The organism is Micromonospora sp. NPDC048935, from assembly GCF_043197875.1.
Classification (GTDB): domain Bacteria; phylum Actinomycetota; class Actinomycetes; order Mycobacteriales; family Micromonosporaceae; genus Micromonospora.
The window spans coordinates 1-1,731 of the sequence record NZ_JBICTZ010000031.1; the positions used below are offsets into that span (position 1 = coordinate 1).

The 1,731-nt window shown below is 71.7% G+C and carries 1 protein-coding gene; it reads left to right on the forward strand.

The features are described from left to right. A partial coding sequence (locus tag ACGFIW_RS33725; protein WP_393324604.1) for a beta-ketoacyl synthase N-terminal-like domain-containing protein occupies positions 1 to 1,731 on the forward strand: 1,731 nt, incomplete at both ends.

The window sequence follows — 1,731 nt, forward strand, 5'->3', positions numbered from 1 at the left end:
GGTTTGTCGGGGGTGTCGGTGGCGTGGGGGTTGTGGGGTGAGGTGTCGGGGATGACGCGGGGGTTGTCGCAGCGGGATTTGGCGCGGTTGTCGCGGTCGGGTCTGGCGGTGTTGGAGACCGCGGATGCCCTGGCCATGCTCGACGCCGCCGTGGCCGGTCCGGGTGGTGTCTTCGTCGGTGCCCGGGTCGACCCCGCCGCGCTCCGGGATCGGGAGGTCCCGCCGATCCTGCGCGACCTGGTCCGCACCCCGGTGCGTCGCGCCGTCAGCACGGCCACCTCCACCGGCGCGACCGACGTCGGTCGGTTCGCCGGGTTGCCGGCCGACGAGTTGGCGGAGACGGTGCTGCGGCTCGTCCGCGAGCAGGTGGCCGACGTGCTCGGCCACGAGGACGGGCAGGCCGTCGACGTCACGAAGGCGTTCCAGGATCTCGGCTTCGACTCGCTCACCGCCGTCGAGCTGCGCAACAGGCTCAACAGCGCCCTGGAGCTGCGACTCCCGGCGACACTGATCTTCGACTACCCGACTCCCGCGGCGCTCGCCGACTTCCTCCGGACCGAACTCTCCGGCCAGGATCGGCCGGAGGCGGGGCCGGCGCTGCCCGCCACCCGCACCGACGAGCCCATCGCGATCGTGGGCATGAGCTGCCGTTACCCGGGTGGGATCAGCTCCCCGGAGGAGTTGTGGCAGCTGCTGGCCGAGGGCCGCGAGGGCATCACCCCCTTCCCGGAGGACCGAGGCTGGGACCTGGCCAACCTCTTCGACGACGACCCCGGAAGCCACGGCCACAGCTACGCGCGGTCGGGCGGATTCCTGCACGACGCCGGCTGGTTCGACGCGGACTTCTTCGGCATCTCCCCCCGGGAGGCGCTGGCGATCGACCCGCAGCAGCGACTGCTGCTGGAGACCTCGTGGGAGGCGGTCGAGCGGGCCGGTCTCGACCCGGCGGCACTGCGCGGCAGCCAGACCGGCGTCTTCGTCGGCGTGATGTACGGCGACTACGGTTCCCGGGTCCGGCAGGTGCCTCGCGACGTGGAGGGCTACCTCGGCAACGGCAGCGCGGCGAGCGTCGCCTCCGGCCGGGTCTCCTACACGTTCGGGTTCGAGGGCCCCGCCGTCACGGTCGACACGGCCTGTTCGTCGTCGCTGGTGGCGATCCACCTGGCGGCACAGGCGCTGCGTCGCGGCGAGTGCTCGCTGGCGCTGGCCGGCGGCGTGACAGTGATGCCGACGCCACAGGTCTTCGTCGAGTTCAGCCGCCAGCGCGGTCTGGCCGCCGACGGCCGCTGCAAGTCGTTCGCCGCCGCCGCCGACGGCACCAGTTGGGGCGAGGGCGTCGGCATCCTGATGTTGGAGCGGTTGTCGGACGCGCGGCGTAACGGGCATCAGGTCCTGGCCGTGGTGCGGGGTTCGGCGGTGAATCAGGATGGTGCGTCGAATGGGTTGACGGCTCCGAATGGTCCGGCGCAGCAGCGGGTGATTCGGGCGGCGTTGGCGGATGCGGGTCTGTCGGCGTCGGATGTGGACGCGGTGGAGGCGCATGGGACGGGGACCCGGTTGGGTGATCCGATCGAGGCGCAGGCGTTGTTGGCGACGTACGGGCAGGACCGCGAGCGGCCCCTGTTGTTGGGGTCACTGAAGTCGAACATCGGTCACACGCAGGCCGCCGCGGGTGTGGGTGGTGTGATCAAGATGGTGCAGGCGATGCGCCACGGTGTGCTGCCGCGCACC